Origin of the sequence: Paenibacillus sp. FSL R5-0766, from assembly GCF_037971845.1 — a bacterium.
Classification (GTDB): Bacteria; Bacillota; Bacilli; order Paenibacillales; family Paenibacillaceae; genus Paenibacillus.
This window is the reverse complement of sequence record NZ_CP150227.1, coordinates 565,419-587,628: the sequence shown is the minus strand read 5'-3', so window position 1 is coordinate 587,628 and position 22,210 is coordinate 565,419. Positions and strand designations below refer to the sequence as shown.

Annotated in this window: 15 protein-coding genes; 8 read left to right on the top strand and 7 right to left on the bottom strand. The window is 48.3% G+C overall.

The features are described 5' to 3' along the window. The first annotated feature begins 42 nt into the window (after positions 1-42). Positions 43-1,293 (top strand): helix-turn-helix transcriptional regulator, encoded by a 1,251-nt coding sequence (locus MKY66_RS02730; protein ID WP_179088573.1) that lies wholly within the window; start codon positions 43-45, stop codon positions 1,291-1,293. A 26-nt stretch (positions 1,294-1,319) separates the two neighbouring features. On the opposite strand, the gene MKY66_RS02725 is transcribed toward MKY66_RS02730, so the two are convergent. Both MKY66_RS02725 and fosB read right to left on the bottom strand, forming a co-directional pair. Further along, positions 1,320-1,628 (bottom strand): hypothetical protein, encoded by a 309-nt coding sequence (locus MKY66_RS02725; protein ID WP_047840314.1) that lies wholly within the window; start codon positions 1,626-1,628, stop codon positions 1,320-1,322. A gap of 23 nt (positions 1,629-1,651) precedes the next feature. Then, a complete protein-coding gene (fosB, locus tag MKY66_RS02720) occupies positions 1,652-2,071 on the bottom strand; it encodes a metallothiol transferase FosB (protein WP_036672156.1) in 420 nt (139 codons plus the stop codon). Between the two features lie 157 nt (positions 2,072-2,228). On the opposite strand from fosB, the gene MKY66_RS02715 reads away from it, so the two are divergent. The 4 genes from MKY66_RS02715 (at position 2,229) to MKY66_RS02700 (ending at position 7,976) form a co-directional block, all read left to right on the top strand. Then, positions 2,229-3,128, top strand: a complete 900-nt coding sequence (locus MKY66_RS02715; protein ID WP_076215677.1) for a glucose 1-dehydrogenase — start codon at positions 2,229-2,231, stop codon at positions 3,126-3,128. A 182-nt stretch (positions 3,129-3,310) separates the two neighbouring features. Then, the gene (locus MKY66_RS02710) at positions 3,311-4,921 is read left to right on the top strand and encodes a gamma-glutamyltransferase family protein (protein WP_076215697.1); all 1,611 of its coding nucleotides are present in this window, start codon (positions 3,311-3,313) and stop codon (positions 4,919-4,921) included. A 368-nt stretch (positions 4,922-5,289) separates the two neighbouring features. Next, a complete protein-coding gene (locus MKY66_RS02705; RefSeq protein WP_083657335.1) occupies positions 5,290-6,297 on the top strand; it encodes a BMP family ABC transporter substrate-binding protein in 1,008 nt (335 codons plus the stop codon). 26 nt (positions 6,298-6,323) lie between these two features. Next, positions 6,324-7,976 (top strand): methyl-accepting chemotaxis protein, encoded by a 1,653-nt coding sequence (locus tag MKY66_RS02700; protein WP_076215680.1) that lies wholly within the window; start codon positions 6,324-6,326, stop codon positions 7,974-7,976. 725 nt (positions 7,977-8,701) lie between these two features. Here the strand turns inward: MKY66_RS02700 and MKY66_RS02695 are convergent. The 4 genes from MKY66_RS02695 to MKY66_RS02680 all read right to left on the bottom strand — a co-directional run bounded on the left by MKY66_RS02695 (position 8,702) and on the right by MKY66_RS02680 (position 13,289). Then, complete coding sequence (locus MKY66_RS02695; RefSeq protein WP_076217270.1) at positions 8,702-9,820, bottom strand: IS110 family transposase; 1,119 nt, start codon at positions 9,818-9,820, stop codon at positions 8,702-8,704. A 205-nt stretch (positions 9,821-10,025) separates the two neighbouring features. After that, positions 10,026-11,705 (bottom strand): NAD(P)H-hydrate dehydratase, encoded by a 1,680-nt coding sequence (locus tag MKY66_RS02690; protein ID WP_076216066.1) that lies wholly within the window; start codon positions 11,703-11,705, stop codon positions 10,026-10,028. 203 nt (positions 11,706-11,908) lie between these two features. Continuing rightward, entirely contained in the window at positions 11,909-12,541 is a 633-nt protein-coding gene (locus MKY66_RS02685; RefSeq protein WP_047840318.1) for an NAD(P)H-binding protein, read from the bottom strand. A gap of 319 nt (positions 12,542-12,860) precedes the next feature. Beyond that, entirely contained in the window at positions 12,861-13,289 is a 429-nt protein-coding gene (locus MKY66_RS02680; protein ID WP_076215899.1) for a GNAT family N-acetyltransferase, read from the bottom strand. Between the two features lie 111 nt (positions 13,290-13,400). Between MKY66_RS02680 and MKY66_RS02675 the strand changes: the two genes are divergently transcribed. Further along, positions 13,401-14,288 carry a hypothetical protein gene (locus tag MKY66_RS02675; protein WP_076215902.1) on the top strand — a complete coding sequence of 296 codons (888 nt, stop codon included), beginning with the start codon at positions 13,401-13,403 and terminating at the stop codon, positions 14,286-14,288. Between the two features lie 595 nt (positions 14,289-14,883). Here the strand turns inward: MKY66_RS02675 and MKY66_RS02670 are convergent. Further along, positions 14,884-17,595, bottom strand: a complete 2,712-nt coding sequence (locus MKY66_RS02670; protein WP_076215905.1) for an S-layer homology domain-containing protein — start codon at positions 17,593-17,595, stop codon at positions 14,884-14,886. A gap of 364 nt (positions 17,596-17,959) precedes the next feature. Here MKY66_RS02670 and MKY66_RS02665 point away from each other — a divergent pair, with 364 nt between their 5' ends. Both MKY66_RS02665 and MKY66_RS02660 read left to right on the top strand, forming a co-directional pair. Continuing rightward, complete coding sequence (locus tag MKY66_RS02665; RefSeq protein WP_076215907.1) at positions 17,960-20,281, top strand: helix-turn-helix domain-containing protein; 2,322 nt, start codon at positions 17,960-17,962, stop codon at positions 20,279-20,281. 274 nt (positions 20,282-20,555) lie between these two features. Continuing rightward, the gene (locus MKY66_RS02660) at positions 20,556-22,133 is read left to right on the top strand and encodes an extracellular solute-binding protein (protein ID WP_143760389.1); all 1,578 of its coding nucleotides are present in this window, start codon (positions 20,556-20,558) and stop codon (positions 22,131-22,133) included. Positions 22,134-22,210: the final 77 nt, after the last annotated feature.

The window sequence follows — 22,210 nt, the reverse complement described above, 5'->3', positions numbered from 1 at the left end:
CACAACGTAATTACAAACTAATTCAAGGGACGGTGAATGATCATGATCGGACCCAAAATTCGGGAAATCCGGGAACAACTTGGACTGTCTCAGAAACAACTGGCAGGTGAGGATATGACACGCTCATACATCAGCCTCATCGAAAAAGGCAGAGCCGTTCCCTCTCAGCGTATGTTGAAAATCATTGCTCGCAGACTCAATACACCAATGGAGTACTTCTTGGGAGGAAGTGCAACAACGGACACCGATATTGGTGAAGCTGTCCTGGACAAAGCCAAAGCCTACTATGCTGAGCAGAATGATCCTGCCTGTATCCGTATGGCTCACAAAGTTCTGACTCTGACGGAAGACTCACTGGATCAAACGGAAGCCTATCTGCTCATCATGCGAAGCCACAATAGGCTTGGCGATTACCGCCAAGCTCTGGATGATGGGGAAACTGCGGCTTTTACAGTCACCCGAACAGGAGACCGGGAGCGCATTGTCGACTATTACCTGGAAATGGGAAGAGCTGCATTTCATGCAGAACTGTTTCACGCTGCCCGAAAATACTACGAACAGTCTTATACGTACAGCAGCAAACTCAAACATCTGCAAGATAAACATATCCGTTCGTTAACCTTTCTCGGAACAACCCATTTGCGGCTCGGTAACGTGGATAAGGGACTGGATTATTATCTCAAAGCCGAAAAAGAAGCCCAAATGATCGGGCAACCGGAGTTATATGGCGAAATTACGTTGGGTTTGGGCAAGGCCTATTATATGTCCGAACAGGACGGACACTTGCTCTTAAGTTATGACTGGACCAAGAAATCGGTAGATTCATATAAACAGGCAAATAGTAAATCCTATGTACTTGCTCTTCACAATCTGGCTGTCATTCAACTTCATATGGGACAAAAAAAAGAAGCCCTTCCCTTGCTGTCAGAATGCGCCGATATCTACGACAAACGCAATCTGCCTCACAAGAAGGCTTCTATATTAGAGGAAATCAGCAAAATCTATCTCGAAGAACGGCAACCTTTACTGGCTGAAACAGCCATCAAGGAAGCTCTTCAACTGCTGGATCAACGAGATGAAGGCATGCTCCGTGCAAAACTATATCGTCTTCTCGGCATTGTATTTCATGAGAAAGACAACACCAATGAAGGCTATTACTTCCTTCGAATGAGTTACGATCTGCTTAAACGCATCCATGCAGATCGTGAGGCTGATATTAGCCACAAACTTTTAATTCTTAGCGGACAAGAACAGAAAATGAATTATGATGACTATAAATCCTATATCAAATAAATACGGCCCCCATCTTCTCCTAACAACTATTCAGGAACAGGATCATTCAGATCAAGCGGGTGCACCGTTATTTGTTTATCTGACGAATAGCCCAATGATACACGGGACTGAAGAGCTTCCCCTGAATTTTGAAGATGTCCATTGTACAATGAAAACAACATGACAATGGCCATAGACAACCCGCTCGCAACAATCCGAAGCTTGAATCTTTTATTATCCACGTCCATCTCTCCTTGTGCATATGGTTTGGCAGCCGAACATACCGTGTACACTTCAGCGAACCTAAGATGTATTGTACGGATAATTGCAATGACTTTAAATACGTTAATTACCATTTACCTCTACTTGCACATGAAACTCATGTATAAAAGGTCATATGATCTTTGTCTTCGCGATAATAATCCAGCCTTTGCTTCATCGTACCTGTATGCAGTTCAAACAAATGACCATCCGGATCGGTGAAATAAACGGATAATGCATCCCGCGGATCTCTTGGCCTTCCGGGAAGAATGTCTGCCCCCGCTGCTCGCAGCTGCTGCACAGACGCGTCGAACTCCTCTTCTGTAACGGTAAATGCAATATGGGTATAGGTTCGTTCCGTATAGTTGCGAATAACATCCTCCTGATTCAGGGCAATCCACAGACCGGCCAGCTCAAAATAAGCCAGTTTGCGTCCTTTCACCTGAATTCGGGCACCGAGAGCCTGCTCATAAAAGGTAATGGCCCGCTCCAGATTGGATACGGAAAAGCACAAATGATTAATTCCCTGAATATTCATGTGGCTCCTGACACCTCCATCGATTTAAGGATCTATCCTTATTATGGTATATTCTGTGCAATAAAAACAACCGCTCTGCTGTTCCCTCCCGCACCTTCTTCTGGGCGAATGCATAGGTTATCCGTATCAATGAACGTTCGAGGAGGATGTAAAGCGAATGAATCCTGTCTATCCTTTTTATGGTGAGAAAACGGTATGCAAGGCGCAAAAGCTGGCCTTTCCACCCCAGCATCAGGACCAGCAACCCGGTCTGGAAACTCTGATGGTGCCTGAACCGATCAGTGAAGATCCTGCCTATATCGGCAGCTGCAAACTCCAAGGTAAAGTTGCCATTATTACGGGTGGTGACAGTGGAATCGGCCGGGCGGCTGCTATCGCTTTTGCGAAAGAAGGGGCAGATATAGTCATTGCTTATCTATATGAACGGACAGATGCCGAAAGGACTCGTGAACGGATCGAAGAACTGGGACAGCGCTGTCTGTTAATTGAAATTGATCTCCGCTTAAAGAAAAACTGTGAAGCCGTCATTCGCACAACGATGGAAACGTACGGGAAGATCGATATTCTGGTTAACAACCATGGCGTACAGTATGTGCAGCCAAGCATTGTTGATATTACGGAAGAGCAGCTGTATCACACCTTCCAGACGAACGTGTTCGCCTATTTCTTTCTGATCCAGGCCGCTCTCCCCCATCTGTGCAGAGGTGCCTCCATTATTAATACGGCTTCCATTACGGCATACAAAGGTAACATCCAGTTAATCGATTATTCCTCCACCAAAGGAGCTGTCGTATCGCTGACTCGTGTACTCGCCCAATCGCTCGCTGCGCAAGGGATTCGTGTAAATTCCGTCGCCCCGGGACCCATCTGGACACCGCTCATTCCTGCCAGTTTCTCCGCGGAGGATGTGCAGGTATTTGGAACAGATACGCCTATGGGTCGGGCTGGTCAGCCTTACGAACTGGCGGCAGCTTACGTTTATCTCGCCTCCCGCGATTCGTCCTACGTCACAGGTGAATGCATTCATGTAAATGGCGGCGATATGGTAACAACTTAGGGTGATATCGTTAACTGATGTTACTCCGCTTGGTAAAAACATATCTGAACGATGTGCTGCTGATGTCAGGTTGGATTTGGGAAGTGTGACAGGATATCGGTTGTTCGGTTGCGAAGAAGGTTAGGAGTATGATCCGGTTATGCCGGAGCCTGACATCTTGCGACAAGGAGCTGAACAACCTGATGAACTTCGATCCACTCTACCAACCGTACCCCTCTTACCGCGTGCCCGTGTATGCCAAACAAGGCATGGTCGCCACGTCACAGCCACTGGCTGCACAAGCAGGTCTGGATGTATTGAAAAAAGGCGGCAATGCCATTGACGCCGCCATTGCAACTGCTGCAGCGCTGACGGTGCTGGAGCCCACGTCCAATGGCATTGGTGGCGATGCTTTTGCCCTCGTCTGGACCGAGGGCAAACTGCATGGCCTGAATGCCAGCGGCCCTGCGCCTCAGGGCATATCCATTGAGGCGCTTCAAGCGGCAGGCCATACGGAGATGCCGAAGCTTGGAGTTGTTCCGGTGACGGTGCCTGGCGCACCGGCGGGTTGGGCCGAGCTGAGCCGCCGTTTCGGGCGGCTCACGCTGGCGGAAGCGCTGGAACCGGCCATCCGCTATGCGGAGGAAGGTTATCCGCTTGCGCCTGGGCTGGCCCGCCACTGGGCAAGGGCAGCCGAGATCTATGCACGCCAGGGCGATGCGAAGGCAGGGCGTGCGTGGTTTGAGACATTTGCTCCAGGCGGGCGTGTTCCCGCAGCTGGAGAGATGTGGCGCTCGCCGGATCATGCGGCGACTTTGCGCCAGATTGGCGAGAGCGAAGCGCGAGACTTTTACGAAGGAGAACTGGCAGAGTGTATTCATTCCTTTATGGCAGAACACGGTGGTTATCTGACTCGCGAAGATCTGAAGGCTTTTCAGCCGGAGTGGGTTGATCCCATCTCCGTCTCCTATCGCGGATACGATGTATGGGAGATTCCGCCGAATGGACAAGGACTGATTGCTCTCGCGGCGCTTAATCTGTTGAAAGGTTACACATTCGACGAGAAAGAATCTGTTCAGGCATATCATCAGCAACTTGAAGCCATGAAGCTGGCATTTGCAGATGGGGAGAAATATATTACCGAAGAACGCAAAATGGGTGTAACGGTGAAGGAACTGCTGTCTGAAGCATACGCGGATGAACGGCGCAAACTCATTGGTGATACCGCACGTGCACCTGAGGCAGGTGATCCACGAGCAAGTGGAACGGTCTATCTGGCTACGGCGGATGGTGAAGGCAACATGGTTTCGTTTATCCAGAGTAACTATATGGGCTTCGGCTCTGGATTGGTTGTTCCGGGGACAGGCATTGCTTTGCAGAATCGTGGACATAACTTCTCACTGGACCCTAATCATGCCAACGCCCTGGTGCCAGGCAAACGAACGTATCACACGATCATTCCGGGGTTCCTCACCCGCGGCAGCGAAGCGGTGGGGCCATTCGGTGTCATGGGTGGTTTCATGCAACCGCAGGGTCATGTGCAGGTGGTCATGAATACGATCGATTATCATCTGAACCCACAGGCCGCCTTGGATTCTCCGCGCTGGCAGTGGACGAAGGGCAAAACAATTCTCGTGGAACCGGGTTTCCCGCAGCATATCGCTCAGGCACTCGCCCGCAAAGGACATGATATTCAAGTGGCAGTTGATCCATCCCAGTTTGGACGCGGTCAGATCATCTGGCGCAACCCGGACACTAGCGTATTATGCGGGGGTACGGAAACCCGAGCGGATGGCTCGATTGCGGCTTGGTAAAACTCACGTCATTTTTATAATAGGATGATCACCTTATCATCCGTATAGGGTGAAATTTTAAGGCACAAGAGAGATGATTCATGTCATCTCTCTTGTGCCTTTTTTTCGACTTCTAACATCAGTAAACAACATACTGTAGATATTTATGTACCCTTTTAACCAGAGAAATGTAAAAATAATGTGTAATTCATGAAAAATACTTATTTTTTCGTAAATTTTCACTACATACCATAAATCACAGTGCCGTTCTGACCGATATAGATAAAGGGAAATCCTCACCATACGTGTCATCATGTACACGTCATTCCCTGGAGCTAAGGAACCATGCAAAACAGAAAAATGCGACTACAGAAATGAGGGTAACACACATGAAAACAAACAAGAACAGACGCGCAGGTCTAGGTCTCACCCTAATGATGATCCTGACGGTACTGATCCTGGGGGCATGTTCGGCCAATAATACAACAACAGCAACAGACACAAGAACGAAGGTTGGAATCGTACTTACGGAAGTCGGTCTGGGTGACCGTTCTTTTAATGATGCTGCTTTTGATGGACTGGTTCAGGCCAGAAATGAGAAAAGCATTGTCTTTGACTATCGTGAACCGGGCGACAATGCCGAAGCTGCATTTGAAGAGTTTGCGGAAGCCAAATTCGATCTGGTTATCGGCCTGAGTGATGCTGTCCAAGCGGATATGGAGAAAGTTGCAACCAAGTATCCTGACCAGCAGTTCCTCATGATTGACAGTCAGTCCGAACTGCCTAACATCGCCTCCATTTCATTCCGGGCGGAAGAAGGAAGTTATCTGGCAGGTGTTATTGCCGCTATGGCTTCAACGGAAGATCATGTCGGCTTCCTTGGTGGAATAGAGATACCAGTCCTTCGTAATTTCGAGCAGGGTTTTAAACAAGGTGTTCTGGCTGTCAAGCCGAATGCAAGCGTTGATGTCGTCTACGCAGGGGACTTCGGTGATGCCGATCTCGGTGAACAATTGGCTACACAGATGATTCAGGAAAAGGGCGCTGACGTGATCTACGTTGCTGCTGGTCTCACAGGCGTAGGCGCACTGACGGAGATTCAGAAATTAGGGAAATACGCCATCGGTGTAGATACCGATCAATTCTTTTTGGCGGAAAAATCCATTCTTACGTCCATGCTGAAAAATGTGGATGTCTCTATCTATAATGCCGTTAACACGTTTGTTCAAAACAATCATACCTTCCCTCAAAAGGAAATCGTGGAGGGGCTGGCGGAGAACGCCGTGGGTCTGACTGCTCTACATAATATCACGCTCAGTGATGAACAACAGCAAACCTTCGAAGATCTGAAGGCTAAGATCTCTTCCGGTCAAATCAAAATTACGCTTGATCAATAACCCATCGGATACAAGGAGGTACGCACATGAAACTACAGGGAAAACTGATACTTAATGCTCTAATTTCACTGCTTCTATGCCTTGTGCTAGTCGCTTATATTATCATGCAATTGCTCGGTATGAATGCCAAAAATCAAAATCTGGTACCTGCCATGCTCAAGGTGAGTGAACTGAATGCCAATCAGATTCAGACCCAACAAGCGCTGGATGTCTACTCATTCTCCATGACAGCAGGAAACCAGGACGCCGTACTTCGCTTGCTGGATGAAGGTCAAACGATGATTCAGGAGCTTACGGACGGATTGCTCGAAACAGATCAGCAGTTACAACTCATTCAGTCCATCGAGACAAAATTAGAAGCTCTCAACCAGGGAGCCACCGAAGCGATGAGCGAGATGAACAGTGCGGAAGCGAAACGTTACAGCACTCGGGTTCGGGGCATACAGAATGATATCTATTCGTTAGATGAGATGACTCGGGATCGTTATGATCAATACACCGTCGATTTGGAACATGACATTCAGCAAACGTGGCAAACCGCTCTGGTAGGAGCCATCGTATTGCTTGTCGCCGTAATGCTGTTTAATATGTATACTTCACGTCAGATCGCCAAACGTATTCGAACACTCAAAGACGCCGCTGGACAAATTGCGGACGGGGACCTGACCGGACAATTACCGGAAGCTCGGGGCAAAGATGAACTCGATGACCTGAGTCGCTCCTTCGGTATCATGACTCATAATATCCGCGGCATTATTCAATCGATTGGTGCGGCGGGTCATCGTGTCGATCTGATGGCACAAGATATTGACCGTGGCAATGATACAGCCCAAGCGATCGTACAGCAAGTATCCCGCACCACGGAGGAACTGTCGATTGGCAGTCAAAAGATTGCCGAGGATCTGAGTGAAACGGTGATGGTTGTGGACAAAATGCAGTCTACCTTCAATAGCAATCTGGAGGCCACTTCCCAATCGGTGATCGATGGACGTGAAGTATTAACTACCGTTGAGGAAGGTAATAAGGCTGTAGCAGAGCAACTCCGCCTGGCCGAAGTGAATCGTCTGGCGATGTCCGAGGTGGAACAAACGGTGCGGGAACTGGAAGAAAGTGCGGTTCGAATCACTACGATGACGGCATACGTATCGGAGATTGCCAAACAAACGACCATGCTCTCGTTAAATGCCTCCATAGAGGCTGCTCGCGCTGGAGAAGCCGGACGTGGCTTCGCTGTTGTTGCCGGCGAGGTGAACAAACTCGCCGAACAATCTGCGCAATCGGTCAAACATATCTATGCGGCTGTGGGCGAGATCACCACCTCCATGGACAAGGTGAAGAACTCTGTAGCACAGAGCATGCAGCTATTCGGCGAACAGGAACAAGCCACTGGCCAGACTCGCGAATCCTTCTCTGCTATTCGTGAAAGTGTGGAGCGCATTAGTACGGGTATCCATCAGCTTGCTGAGGACATGCAACAATCCAATGAACTCAGTACACAGGTGCAACAGGCCATCGAAAATATCAGTGCCATCACCGAGCAGTCGGCTGCCAGCAGTGAAGAGATTACCGCCTCCACGTCGGAACAACAACGTTCCTTCGCTGATGCAAGTATCAAGGTGAAGTCATTGCGTGATATCAGTGCAGAGATGCATCAGGAACTGCTGCGTTTCCGGTTGTAATCAAGATATCGGGAGAATTCGGACCGGGCGTAGTTCGGATGTCGTTGAGATGCAGGTTAGATGCAGATTATAGGCAAGTTATGGGCAGGTTATAGGCGAGCCAGGATCAGGTAGCGTTAACATACAAACAAATAAAGGGGAGTCTCCGTCATGAATCATGACAGGGCTCCCCTTTTCAGTAACTAATCATTGTTTCATCTAATCATCGTTCCCATGGCACGCGCAAGACGGTAAGCAGACACGAAAGTTGATAACAAGGTATCAGCGTTTCAGATCCAAACGTTTAACAAACTGAGCAAACCTTATTAGGCCACTAATTGCAGATTCTAAAAACTAACGAATTTCAGGCATTCTATTCCCTAATTCAGCCTGGTTTTACAGGTATATTCTCTGAAATACACAGAAATAACGTGGATAAGGTTCGTTGCTATGAACGTTTTTGTCAAACCCAGCACCACATGCTGCTTTTCTCCGAAGCCCTAAGCGCGGGAGTCCATATGCGAGCGACGGTTGGCACGCTGCTATCCGTGGGTTGGTTACCACATGGTATGCCTTCGTCAAGGAGAGCTGTTACAAGCTAGCCACGCACGTTCAGCCCAATAAAAGCCTAGTGCAAACGAACCTCGTATATTCTCTCCTGAACCTTCCATGAACTCCCGGGCCTAAGGCTCCGGGTTTTCCCTTTTTCCTTTTAAACCATCCGTCTCTTCAAGATGAAAAACAGATCACTGAGCGTTCGGTAGCTCCAACGTTCGGGCGACCGCCCAAATGAACCCGGTCAGTTCCCTGGCTACGGCGGTAACTGCGACATTTTTATGTTTGTTTAATCCATAAACTAAACGGCGGAATTTTCGATGCAGCCTTTCCTGGGCTTTCCATGAAATAAGCTGTATGTCCGCAGGCAGACCTTCCAAACGGCGGGCCAAGTCCCCTTTAATCGCAGGCCGATGACGGTAACTCCATGCCGATTCAATCAAGGTTCGACGCAATCGTCCATTTCCCGCTTTGGTGAGCGAGCCTCGTTGGGTACGGATTCCAGACGAATGCTCGCGTGGAACCAGGCCCAAGTAAGCCATGAGCTGGGCAGGAGAACGGAACCGGGCAAAGGAACCGATCTCCGCAGCAAGCGTGACGGCCGTAAGAAATCCAATGCCACGCAAAGACTGTAAAATTTGAATCAAATCGGCTTTGGAACTGGTCGCCGCCTCTTCAATCAAGGCTTTTTCCAGTCGACCGATGCGTTGCTCGATCTCGTCCATGGCATGAAGGTACTCCGTAAACGCAATCTGCATGGGCACATTCGGGAAGGTCAGTTGTCCAAGCCATACGCGATATTTTTTCGTCCAGCGACGTTTGATATGTTCCGGCGGATGGATCTGGTGGCGCAATAAAAATTTGAGTACGCGTTGACGAGCCCGGTGAGCATCTTCTTTTGCCGATTCGCGTGCCCGAACCAATTCACGAAGCGCCTCATCTTCACGTGCTGGAACGTAAATCGGTGTAAGCTCGCCTGCACGGAACAGACGTGCCAGTTGCTCGGCATCCCGTCGATCTGTTTTCACATGATCGCCGGAGCGTTTCGGAATGAGTGAAGGGGCAATGACGACACAGGCAGCTCCCATCGATTCGATCCAGCGGTAGGTTTCGTAACCTGTAGGACCGGCCTCATAACAAAACGACAGGGTGCTTGCCGGGCCCAGTTCTTTGATGAGTTTGCGTAAGGCAGCAGCCGTATGAGCAATGGTACCGTAATACCGGGGCTTGTCGTGACCCTCGTCAGCAATAGCGACAGAAATTTTTTCTTTGGATACATCTAAACCGATGAATTTTGTGGTAGACTTCATAGGGATAGCTCTCCTTTGCTGTGTAGCTCTGAAATGGTGGTCTTCTTACTGTCCATTTTAACCTACGATGTGCAGCAATATGGAGGGCTATTTTTTTGCGGTTACGTTCATCATAGCTAGCTTTTGCTCCTCCATGTATACCGTGGCATAAGGTGTGTAAGATTCGTTAGAGCACTGACGAGCTTGTCCCACACCTGCCCCATCCTCACAGTGCGTCGATGATATCTCCGGCCAGTAGGGACGACGGGTCACCGCGCAGCAGGGCTGCGCGTTCGGCGGCCTGTCCGTGGAGATATACGCCGAACGTGGCGGCTTGCTCCGCGCTGAGCCCTTGGGCAAGCAGACCGGCGATGATGCCGGTCAATACGTCCCCGGCACCGCCAGTTGCCATGCCGGCGTGCCCGGTGGTGTTGATGTACGCCTCGCCGGATGGCGTTGCGATGACCGTTCGTGCTCCCTTGAGCACAAGGGTCATGCCCTGCTCGCGGGCGTATTTTGCAGCGTGTCCTATGCGGTCACGCTGCACCTCTGGGGTCGACATGCCCAGCAGTCGGCCCATCTCGCCAGGGTGCGGCGTCAGGATTGTCGCCGCACTTCGCTGGCCCCAGTCGCGAGGCCCATGTGGGCCAGCGTCTGCCAGCATGTTGAGGGCGTCCGCGTCGATGACGAGCGGACGATCCGTATGTTGCCACAGACGGCGCAGCCAGTCTGTGTCGCCCTGGAAGCGGCCAAGGCCGGGGCCGGTCGCGAGCACGTCGCGGCTCTCCGCGAGACGCAGCACGGCGTCGGCGGAAGCCGCGTTCCATTCGCCGCTGTCGCCATCGGCGGCGGCAGCGAGCATGAGCTCGGGCACGGTGCCGATGACATGCGGCAGCAGTGCCGCGGGCAGCGCCCATGTGGCGAGCCCGCAGCCTGCGCGCAGCGCGGCTTTGGCCGAGAGCAGGCCAGCGCCGCTCATCGGCAGACTTCCTGCGGCCAGCAACACGTGGCCGTAGGTGCCCTTGTGGCCGTCCGGTGCCCGTAGACGGCCTGTATCCACGCGCAGCGCACCGCGCAGCACCTCGTCCGTCAGCAGACGGACCGAGGGGCCATGCTCTGGCGCAAGCCGCGCGGGAATGCCGATGGCGCGCACCACAATGCGCCCCGCGGCAGAAGCGCCCGGGTACTGCACCAGCCCGCGCTTAAGCAGCGCGAGGCATACGGTCACCCGGGCTTGAATGCAGGGCTCGTACACCTCTCCGGTGTCGGCGTCCAGCCCGCTCGGCACATCGGCGGACACGACCGGCTTGCCGCTGTCGTTCGCCGCCTCGATCAGCGCCGCGTAAGCTCCACGCGGCGCCCCCCGCGAGCCGGTGCCCAGCAGCGCATCCACGATGCCTGTGCACCGTCTGAAGTCCACGGCTTCGCGCCCGTGGACAAGAGCAGGGATGCCAAGCTTCGCGGCGGCATCCCGTTGCACTGCGGCTTCGCCCCGCAGTGCATCAGGGGCATCGGCGTAGACCAATGTCACGCCAAGCCCAGCTTCAACCAAATGGCGCGCGGCCACCAGCCCATCGCCGCCATTATTGCCCTTGCCGATCAGCATGTACCACTGCTGATCTCCCGGGCGCTCCATCACCAGCGCCGGATCGGCGATGATGTCGCCACCATAACCTTGCCGATCGCCGGGCCCGGTGTGTGCCCGCCTCGCATCGGTCTTGCTGCTATAGCCAAGCTGCCCTGAATCCTCAAGCCGACCTTCTGCCTGCCCTTCCCGGCACAGCTTGATCACTTCCTCGGCTATGGCGCGGCCTGCATTCTCCATTAGACTTGCTGCCGGAATACCGAGCTGATGAATGGTATACTCGTCCACAGCTCTCATCTGTTCAGCGGTTACGACAAACAACATTCATCCCTCCCCGTGACAAGCTCATCTCATACTTAAAAGTAGCAACTTTGCACCTAAACTCTGCATCTTATAAGTGTATCGCTATCTTTCCTCTTACCTCATCCAGTTACCACGATCCACTCGATACATCATCGAAAACTCTATCGATCCCGTGTACGAGACCTTCAGATTAAATCATCCATTCCAAAGCCTGTTTACACTTAATAACCTACCGTAAACCGTGCTTGGATAAACTGCGGATCGTCCAGTTCGTCCACCAAAGCCGCTGCAAAATCGCCAACGGAAATCGAGCTTTCCCCGATATCATCCGTAATCACACGGTTCATGCCAACCCGGAACTGGCCTGTCCGACGTCCTGTTGTGATTGTCGCAGCAGGGCTCATGTAGGTCCAGTGAATACCTGATGCTTCAATCAGGTCATAGGCTTCTGCATGTGCTTTTGCCAGTGGTTTGACTTCTTCCGGGAATCCCGGCGTATCCATCAGCATATCACCGGATTCGGTTAGCAAACTTCCCGCTCCACCAACTACAACCAGACGTCCTGCTTTTGCCCGGCGCACACCCTCGATCAACGAACGTGTCACTTCCAGCATCTCTTCTTCTCCACCAAACTTCGGTCCATATGCACTCACAACCACTTCTTGACCCGCTGCAAAATCAGCCACCTGATCCGGGTTAAGCAGATCTCCCTGTTCTACACGCAAACGCTCATGAACCATCTCAACCTTCGAAGGGTCACGCACCACCGCTGTCACTTCATGCCCACGATCCATCAGCTCCCACAGTATTGTCTTGCCAATCGCTCCGGTTGCTCCAAAAATGGCAACTTTCATATTCAATCCCTCTTTTCTGTAGATATCATCTCATCAACTTACCGTTATTTTAATACTTAATCCTATTGTTATATACCTTAAACGGCTCACGCCATCTTAAACCGGATGTGAACAACTTGTAAACCTATCTCTTACAGCTTATATGTAGAAAAATAATCTTTACTTCAACTAGCGGAAGAAGCACCGACACTCTTAAGTATCCCCTCTCTCCGCCAGCACTCAACATGAATCATGAAAAAAGCCGCTAAATGCGGCTATACTAAGATAATTTCATACGACATAAGTCTATTCTTATCTTAAAATTTCAGTTTTCGTTCCGCTAGGTAGTCGGCCCTTCTTCTCCCTGCCTCCACCACATACCCTCCGATTTTGGGCTGGTGTATTCAAATCCAAATTGAGCATACAGCCGATCAGCAGGAACATCCGCCAGCAGACTGACCAAACCACGGGCAGGTACTGCTTCACGCAGATAATTCATAATCTCGCTCATGATCAGTCTTCCATACCCCATTCCCTGAACATCCGGATGTACAGCAATATCGACGACCTGAAAGAAACAACCCCCATCTCCAATCACTCGCCCCATTCCTACCAGCACATCTTCTTCACGCACACATACGGCAAACAGGCTATTCGGTAGTCCAATCTCCGCCCCTTCCCTGCTCATCGGGCTAAGGCCGGCAATCTGCCGTAAGGCAAGATACTCCACTGCTGCGGGTGGTGTGTGTTCAATACTCACATGATCCATGAATTGTGCCCCTTTCTGCTTGAATTCATCTACTTCCTGTGTAATAGTGAGAGAAAGCTTACGTGAAGCGTGTTGCATGATACGTGAAGTTGGTGCAAAGGAGGAACAAGTGTGTTTCAACGTTGGATTGAAGATCTAACATCGCGCCCAGGCGCTGTGGCTGTGCTGTTTGGAGTCATGGCTTTGCTTCTGGGGATATACATATGGTCTGCCACTGAAGTTCGCCGCAGCCACGAAAGGCGAATGCAAAGGATACGAGATACATTATACATAAGTACAGCCCTCTTGGGACAACTTACCATCCAGGAAAATCGGAATTATGAACGATCGGAACACGAACATAACGATCTGATAACAGCCATGTTAGCCTGCAAAGCTGCATCTTACCTGTCCCCTCAGCTACAGGACCAGATCCGTGACTGTATTAAGGATCATGACCCTGCCAGACTCGGACTGATGCACAGAGCACTGGAACGGGAATGCACCGTATTATCGGATGAACTCAGCCAGGATACACATGCAGATCATTGGGGCACAGCGGTCTGGACCATCCTTCGGCCCATAGCCGAACCAGCCGCACTGGCGGCCACAGGGTTTCTGGTTACAGATCTGGTATTTCGTCAGCGGATGTTGGACGTCCATGTAGACTCATGGGACAGCATCTTGCCATGGATTCGCGCGATTTCCCTAATGATCACCATAATATATGGTTATCTGCTCTGGGCCAGCCCACGCCGGGATAGGCCACGTACATTAACCAAAATGCTCTCCTTGCTGATCGCGTTATGTTCCTTGCTCCATCTGATTGGACCTGTTGCTGCTCCCTATGCACTGGGATTACAGCTGATTATATTCACTTCGGGTTTCGGGTTGACTGGAACGCGCTCTCGCAGTGACCGCCCCTACGCAGGACATACGGATCTGGAACCAACGAAGCAAGTCTCTACGGAGATGGAAGGAAATACACGTCGTACATCTGGTACCAGCACCGACGAATAACCTACGATTCAGCCGCTTCCGCATGATTAAACTTAGATACCCACCTCGATGATACAAGACTCGGCCTTCTCACGACTGCATTTTCACCGATCAGGTCGTGTCTCCTTACTCGGCATGTTATACGATGATGGATGTCAGTGTCCCAAAATCGCTCGATAAAACGTTCCAACACGCCGTACTTTTCGATATAACGTGTCTCAGATTCGTTAACGCTCAATCCCTGCTCATGCTCTGTTCCAAGCGCGACTGAGAGGACACCCCCGTGTCCCTCTCGTACAAAGCGAAAATTTTCATTGGTAGAGGAAAATAGGAGAATCGCCTTTGCGACATCCTGATCGCTAGCTCGTACATTCAGTATTTAGTGCTTGCCTACTCCGGACACGTTCAGATACACTTCGGCTTTCAGGACGTGTTGAACATATCCCCTATATCCAACGTATCTGTACGCAAAAAGGGCTGAAACTACATTGTAGCTTCAGTCCTTTTCTATAGTACTAATTTTGTCTTGCGAAGAATGATCGGAAAGTTATTCTGTCATCGAAGTGGTATGTGTAACATTTATTAGTTCACTTTGTATCATGCATCATTACTTCAGTTATTTGGCTACAACATGTGCAATGACGCGGCCCTTTTCGTACGTGACAGTCACGTCATAACCATCTGCCGTTACACTGTCGAATTCACCTGTAATTCCATTAGCCGTGATTAACGTAATATCTTTGGAACCTTCAATCTTATGCTTGGACAAGTCGAGTTTGAGACTTCCTCCATCAATATAGAGCTTTCTGCCGACATTCAGCTGACTGTTGTTATCAGTCACTACCAATTCCAACGTACCGTTATCCATGGTAAAGTTTCTATTTAAGTTGAGTGCGCCGTCGACATCAACGACAACTGTTCCATTTTCTACATACAGATCACCTGTACCAAAAGCAGTTGCAGATTCAGCTACCAGCGTTCCTGCTTGCAGCAATGTTCCGCCTGTGTAGCTATTTTTCCCTGTCAATGTAAGGGTTCCTGTTCCTTTTTTCGTAAGCATTCCACTACCGGTAATATCATTTCTCCACCAATCTTCTGCATTGAAGCGCCCTTTGGAAGCGTCCATATCCACAGTTACATTGTTCAAGAATGCACCGTATCCATCCGCAGCCGTGACCAGATCAATTCTACCCCAGCCCTTGGATTCATCCAGTACAGGATATCCAGAGTCAATGGATGTTGTATACAACACTTGTCTGCGTTGCTCATCTGTTAAATACGGTTGACGTGTTTCCAACAGGACTTCAGCTCCTTGCGGTACAACTGGAGCCAAACCTTTGGTTCCGGTTTGTGGTAGACCGTAAGTCATCTTTTCTCTATAGAAGGCTTTATTGGCATCATGATCTTCCCATTTGTGTTCATCATAAGCACTCTTGAACGTGTAATCCTCAGTTACGGTGTGTGCATACTCATACAGACTCATATTTTTTTCCTTGGCTGCAGCTCCAAATACTTCTCCGGCATTCTCATAACCTTTCTCTAACACATCTTTGTTCTCAGTCTTATTAAGTGCATATGCAGCCATGGCTGTGGATTGTATTCTTCCTCCTATAACATCAAGCGGTGAGTGCATCCCCGTTACGACTCGATTCTCTCCCAACTGAGCTGCTCTCGTTAACAATTCAGCGAATCGTTCCGGTGTAGCGTATGCCAAAGGAAATACGGATAAATAAGCTGCACTGGTATGTCCGCTCGGAAATCCGCCATCTTTTCCTCTTCCATCCTCAGCGATTCGTTTGACATAACTTAAGGCAGGAATAAGCTTAACGTTTGTTTCGTATTGCTGGTAGTGTTTTTCTCCTGTTGATTTGGTGCCACCTGAAGCCAAAGGTACTTCTTTTTTCTCACCTTCGCCCATGGTTTCCCATACAGGCAGTCCTTTGCTGTCAACAACTTCTTTCACTTCTCCATTGGAATTCATTCTCCACGGTCTTGGGGAAGAGTAGAAATATTTAGAGGGATTAGATGAGGCAGGAATTTTGAATCGAACCAGATCAACCAAATTAACCAAGTCTGAAAGCTCCGTTTTTTCATCCCAATCTCCAATACCTTGGCTTTCATCTTCCACTGTTTCTTCGGTCAATACCACATTCATCTCGTCCACCGTTCGTTCAACGTTTGTCTTTGGCTTGATGATATCTACATACGTGTTAGCTAACGGACCAAAGCCCTCCATCACGCTATAGATCTTATCTCTTTGGTCATCATAGTAGGCTGCCAAAGCCTCTTCACCCGTGCGGTTTTGCGTGACCTTTTCGACATATTTGATATTGGCTTCCCAAGTCGCTTTGTTTCGGATCTCTTCATTTGCATATGTTTTCTGATCAGCGACGGCTACGGTTGGGTCATTTTTAAATCCGTCATAATAAGGGGACGGTCCATCTCCATACTTTGCATTTTTTCCGTCAGCTCCAATTTTGGTTGCCGCTGTTCCATCTCTCCAATCCGCTTGGTTCATGGACCATACTTGATCAAAACCGTCCAAAATATCAATAAACGGATTGGTTTCCGCAATATTTTTCAAGGTGTCGTCTCCAGCATTGGCTCCGTGCTTCACAGCGGACAACCGAGCTTCATCTGCTGGGGGATTAACATTCAGTACGGTTGCCGTTCCTTTTGGCTTAGCTGGTTTGGCAGCTGTAGTAGCATCTGTTTCCACAGCCTTAACGAGCGCAGACACGGCTTCGGCACGAGTAATGGAATTAAGCGGTTTGAAGCTTCCATCTGCATAACCAGCAATAATTTTCGCTGCTGCCGCTCCACCTACAGCTCCCTTGCTCCAAGCTGCAATAGACGATGAATCGCTAAATACATTCGCTGCTGTTTCATTCAATTCCAAATTCAAAATGCCAGCGATCACTTTAGCTGCTTCTTGACGGGTGATCGGATCTTGCGGCTTCATGGTTCCATCGGTGTATCCATCTATATATCCATTCGCATTTGCAATAGAAATGGCTTCATAATACCATGCACTCTCAGACACATCGTTAAAGGTAATTTTAGCTTGTCCGGAATATCCAAAAGCACCGTTTACCAAATTCATAAATTCTGCTCTGGTAATATACGTGTTCGGTTTGAATGAATGATCCAGGTAACCTCGAATTAATCCTTCATCACCCCATGCTTGAATATTCGCTTCCGCCCAGTGTCCCTTAATATCAGAGAACTGAATCTTCTGATCGGCTGCAAAACTCTTCTCTGCAAATGTCGGACCTACCATAGACAACATTAGAAGTAGTGCCAGTGACTTTTTAAGTGGTTTTCTCATGGCTTACTAATACACGCTCCCCTAATCGTAAAATCATTTTTTACTTCTGCGTCAGCATATGAGGAAGAAAGTCTCTATCCAGATGTCTGATCTGCCGTTACTGTAGCATTAGGGAGCGTTTCGCATCTATAGAACAAATTCCGTTTTATATCAAAATCGTACGTTCCGATGATTTCTGCCCTCAAAAAATAGAGGAGATACTACTTCCGTTAATTATGATATCCTTTTATGTAAACGCTTTATTAAATTAGTGTAAAATGTGGAGATGGAGTTTGTTAAATTTCGATCAACATGATTTCTAGTCCTCAGCCTGCTATATAATGATGAAGTTGTTTAGACACGAGAAAACGAAGGGGGAAAAAGAATGCATAAGCCATTTCAGTCTGTGAGATCCAAGATGGTTCTTTCCTACCTTGCTGTCGTTCTTGTCATTGCGCTTCTTTTCGGCTCCATTCTATACCTCTTTTTCTCCCATCAATACAGCAAAGAGATTCGAATCAATAATCAACTTTCGCTGAAAAGTACTGTCAATTATATTGAAAGCTCTGTGATCCAGAAGGTGAATCAGGTCTATCTGTCTCTGGCACTCGGTAACGCTGCTAGTATCGATTTAGATAGCTTAAAAGGAAACCATAGCAAAATCCTGGACATCGAACAGTCCCTTAAAAATATGGTGCAAAATTATTCCGATCTCATTGAAGCTATTCATGTGTACGATACGAAGAACCACTTCATCGTCTCATCTGTATATGGGCTATTGCTCTATGAGGACACGCCTTCGAGTGTGGATCATACGACGGATTGGATTGCTGCGATGAAAGAGACTCCAGAAAGCTCCTTATGGATGAAAACTCGCATGGTGCCTCAGGATGCTTATATCGAATCACGGGAACAGGGAAACATGAGTCCTCTAATTTCCTATGTCCATAGTTACCCGTTTCAATCAACAGGACAAGACAGTAAGGCCATGATTGCGATTGATATCAAAGAATCAGCGATCAGTCAGATCATTAAAAATATGCTCCCTGCTGACTATGCGAATACATTAATCATCGATCAGGACGGAACCGTCATATCTGCCGCGGACAAAACGTTGATAGGCAGCTCCACGGAGGAGAATCTAACGCAGTCGCTCCTCACCTTTCATTCTTCAGATGAGAGCTTCACGCCTGTATTTAACTATGACTCTCATGTCGTTACCCAAGATCAATTTAAAGGAAATGCATGGCGGATTTACACAACCACACCTAATGAAAGCTTCTATTATAAACTGGATAGCTTGAAGGAGATTTCGGTTCTTCTTGGCTTGTTGGCTGTCGCCGTTGGGATCGTGATGTCGTCCATCTTTACCAGGGCCAACTATAGTCCTCTTAAGCGAATCATGAATAACATCAAGAGCCGGATGGATAGCCCAACCAGCTTAAAGCAGGACGAATATCGGTTTATCGATACAACGTTTAACAGTCTGTCCAATAAAGTTGATAGTCTTGAAGAAACCTTACAGGCCAATCACAGAATGATTAAGCATAGTATCATGCTTAATATGTTAAATAATCGATTTACACCCGAGGAACTTACGGAACAGCTCCAGTCTGTTCACATTTCAATGGCTTACTCTCGCTTCCGTTGCATCGTCATTGACCCCGTCAATGAGAAGTGGAAGGATCTGCAGCCACGTCAGTTGCAGCATACGTTGTATACGATGATCCAGCAACTGGAGATCGCAGAAATGGATGGAACTCAACTGCTGGCAGAGGAATTGCAGGATCACAAAATAGCAGTAATCATCTGTACCAACCAACCCGAAGAACCGCTCTCTGAACACATTGTTGACTTTATTCACGCTGAGGCGAGCAGCAGATTCGGTCTGGAATTTGTACTATCATTAGGCGGATGGGTAGAGCACTTCACAAAGATTCACACAAGCTATCATCAGGCGAATACCCTGATTCGATACAGTTACTTCTTCCCCGAGCAATCTGCCATTCAGGATCTTGATCTCCTGAACAGGGAAGCCAGCAGCTTGGAAATTCCGGAGTCATACCTCGTCAACTTTGAAAAGAAATTGCAGACTCGGGATGTGCAAGGTACGGTTGAGGCCATTCAGGAATTGGTCGCGCTAATAAAGAAAGGCCCCTATTCAGCCGAATACAGTCGGATCATTTTATTAAAAACGGTATCTATTTACGCTGAGTGTATTAATCAGGTGCGCCTGCAACCCACCGAAGCGAGTTCATTGAATATGTACAAGCAATTTTCATTGTTCTACAATATCAACCGATATTCGGAATGGATGATTCATCTCGTGACCGAATTTGTGATACAGATGGAGAAGCGAAGCGAGGTACGAAGTGTGGATACCATCTCGGCTGTCAAAGCTTATATTCACGAGCACTTATCAGGCGATCTCACGCTGGATCATGTCTCAGAGCAAGTATTCATCAGCCCTAAATATCTGAGTAAACTTTTCAAGGAAGAAACCGGGATTGTTTATTCCGAATATGTTACGAATCAGAGAATGGAACGCGCACGGGAACTCATGACACAACGCGAAATTACGGTTGAGCAGGTTGCAAGTACGGTTGGTTACCGTACCCCTGCTTATTTCATTAAGAAGTTCAAAGAAATTCACGGCTGTACACCAAAAAACTTCATGCGCAGTCTAATGGAGCAGGGATCTATATAGGGCCAATTAGGAATATTTACACGGACACTCCGATGACAGAACAACCTTCCGATCGCTGTTATTCCCAGATTTCTTCGATCCCTTTTCTAAAAGGGGAAATCCGGGAATAAAGGCGAACGCTTCGCTTCTTCAGGTTCTTTCTGTCCTCTCCGTTTTTGTGTAAATGTTAAATTGAACCTATATAGAATTTAAAATTAGTAAAGGAGCTGCTATGAACCTTAACCTTTCAAGAAAGCTATGTCTATTGATTGCTACATCTATTCTTATAGGATTGATGAGCGGTTGTACCGTTCTAAACAGAGAAACAGCACAAGTACAACAGCAAGACCATCTAGCAAGCGCTGAGAAGGAGACAGCACCACAATACACGATATCCTGGACCATGCATCAAAATATTGCTGTTCCTGAGGACGCGGAGATGATTGCATATATTGAGGATCAGTTTGATGTCGATCTGGAGGTGTGGAACCTTGAGAACAAGCGGTACGAGGAACTGCTGGACCTGGAGCTTGCTCAAGGTAAAATACCCGATCTGTTCCGAATCAGACAACCGCATGATCTGCTTAAGTATCAAATGCAAGGGGTCTTAGCGGAAATCTCCCCGGAAGTCCTTGAACAATATGCGCCAAATATCGTGCAGCGAATTCGCGATTATGATTCACGTTACCTAGAGTATGGAAAAATAAACGGCTCCTTATATGGAATTCCGGCCATTAATCAGACCAACATCTATCGAACCCCTGTTGTATACCGAGAGGACTGGCTTAAGCAGCTTGGTCTGGAGATTCCGAAGACATTAGATGAATTTGAAACGGTTATGTATGCTTTTGCCAAAGATGATCCGGACGGAAATGGTATACAAGATACGTATGGCCTATCCAGAGAGGGCTTAAATGTCGTGTTTGGCGCTTTTGGACAATCCGTTTTTACCGAGCAGCTATATTTTAATAAAAAAAACAACCAACTCGTGATCGGCGCTTTGCAGCCTGAGATGAAAAAAGCCCTGACTTATATGCAAAAGTGGTATCGGGACGGGATTATCGATCCTGAGTTCATAACCGGCGAAAACAAAGGCGGCTATAAACATCTATCCCATACTTTTATTAATGGAAAAATTGGGATGACCTCAATGGGCAACTATTATCATTGGAATCAAGAGGGAGACTACAGTGTCCTTAATGAAAATGGCCAAGAAACTCCAGTGGGAGCCTCGTTCAATGTTAATGAGCTGTTACAGAAGAACACAACTGCAGAAGTTGTATTTGGTTCTCCTGTTATTGGTCCTGATGGACATAGCGGTTCAAAAGGGAACAATCTGCTGATGAATTTTATGGCTATAGGTGCTGAGGCTGCGAAGGAGCCAGGAAAACTGGAGAAAATTCTGGAGATACTCGATTATGTAAGTGCCAACCCCGATCCGGAGGAGCAGATCAAAATGGAGTATGGCCTTCCAGGAAAACACTGGAATTGGAGCGCTGAAGATTCAAGCTCGTTCCATTTACTTTACCCATACAACAGAATGGAGAATTATATTAATAGGATCGGCTCAAGTATCGGCATGACGGTTCCAGGTACACCCTTGGATAAACGTGAACAGTGGGCTGCATCTGCAGGGTTGACGGAGAATGGTATCTATAATCGCCTGGAAGTTGCAACCCCTGCCCTGATTCAATATTCATCTGAATTGATTCGCATGAGAGACAGAGCGTACATCTCCATCATCACTGGCGATCAGCCTGTGGGGTATTTCGATACCTTTGTGGAAGAATTCATGGATGCAGGTGGACAACAGTTGCTGCTTGAAGCGAATCATTGGTATAAGGAGCATATGGAGACAAGTCGCGCACAATAAATAGGATGATTTGGAACATGCATTTCCCATGAGTTTCTGAAAAGTATACATTTGTGTTCCTATGCACCCATTCTCGT